Genomic DNA, 1,196 nt, shown 5'->3' on the forward strand with positions numbered 1-1,196 from the left:
CCCTTCTCTTTTCCCTTTCTCTCTCCTTCCTCTCTTTCCTCTTCTCTTTTCCGTCCTTTTCTTTTCTCCAGTTTTTTACGGATATGTCACTTTGCCCGAGTTTAGTCTTGGTTTAGTGCTCTCTTCCCTCTCTCCTCTTCTCCCTCCCTCCTTTTTCTCTTCTCCCCTTCCCTCCTCTTTCTTCCTTCCTTCCTTCTTTTCCTGTGAATTTCATTGTATTCCCTCCTTCTCCTTCTTCTCTCTTTCTCCCCTTTTCCTTCTCTCCTCTCTCTCCTTCTTTTTCTTCTCTTCTCTTCTTCTTCCTCCCTTCTTCCCTTCCTTTTTTTCCTTTTCCCCCCCCTCCCTCCTCTCTCCCTTCCCCCCTTCTCCTTTCCCTTTTCTTTCTCCTTTCCCTTCTTCTTCTCCCCTTCCTCTTCCTTCCCCTCTCTTCCTTTCCCTCCCTCCTCTTGCGGATGCTTTTTCTATTTCCTCTCTTCCTCTTCTTCTTTCCTCCCTCCTCCTTCTCCTTTTTCTTTTCCCCCTCCTTCCCTCCCTTTTTCCTTTCCCCCTCTTTCTTTCCTCTTTCCTTCCCCTTTCCCTTTCTTTTTCTATGTGCACTTTTTCTTTTCCTCCTCTTTCTTCTTCCTTTCTCTTCCTTCTTTTTTCTTTTCTTTTTTCCTTCTTTCTTTTCCTCCTTTTTCTTCTCCTTCTTCTTCTTTCTCCCTTTTCTTTTTCCTCCTTCCTCCTTCCTTCCCTCTTTTCCCCTTCCTTCTTCTCCCTTTCTTTCTTCCCCTTCTCTTTCCTCTCCCTCCTCTCTCTTTCCTTCCCTTCTTCTGGAGGCACTTTTCCTTTCCCCTCCCCTCCCTTCTTTCCCCTCTCTCCTTTCTTTCCCCCCCTTTTCCTTCCCCCTCCTCCTCCCTCTCCTCCCTCCTCCTCTTCTTCTTCCTCCCTCTCTCCTCCTCTCTTTCCTTCCTCTCTTCCCCTTTCTCTCCCTCTCTTCTTCTCCTCTTCTCTTCCTCCTCTTTCTTCTCTCTTCCTCCTCCTTCTCCTTCTTCCTCTCTCCTTTCCCTCCCTTTCTTCTTTCCCCTTCTTTTTCCTCTTCTCCCTTTCTTTCCCTCTCTGTTTCCCTTGCTGCTGGCTCTTATAGACCTCCTCCCTTTCCCTTTCCCTCCTCTTCCTTTCTTCCCCTCCTCTCCTCTTTTCCTCGTCTTTCTGCC

General features: G+C 47.7%; 1 protein-coding gene. It reads right to left on the reverse strand.

Going from position 1 to position 1,196, the window contains the following annotated elements; all coding sequences use genetic code 11:
* Window positions 1-210 precede the first annotated feature (210 nt).
* A partial coding sequence (locus tag E1963_RS23550) for a hypothetical protein (protein ID WP_201272077.1) occupies window positions 211-1,196 on the reverse strand: 986 nt, incomplete at its 5' end.

Source organism: Extibacter muris (assembly GCF_004345005.1).
Taxonomy (GTDB): domain Bacteria; phylum Bacillota; class Clostridia; order Lachnospirales; family Lachnospiraceae; genus Extibacter; species Extibacter muris.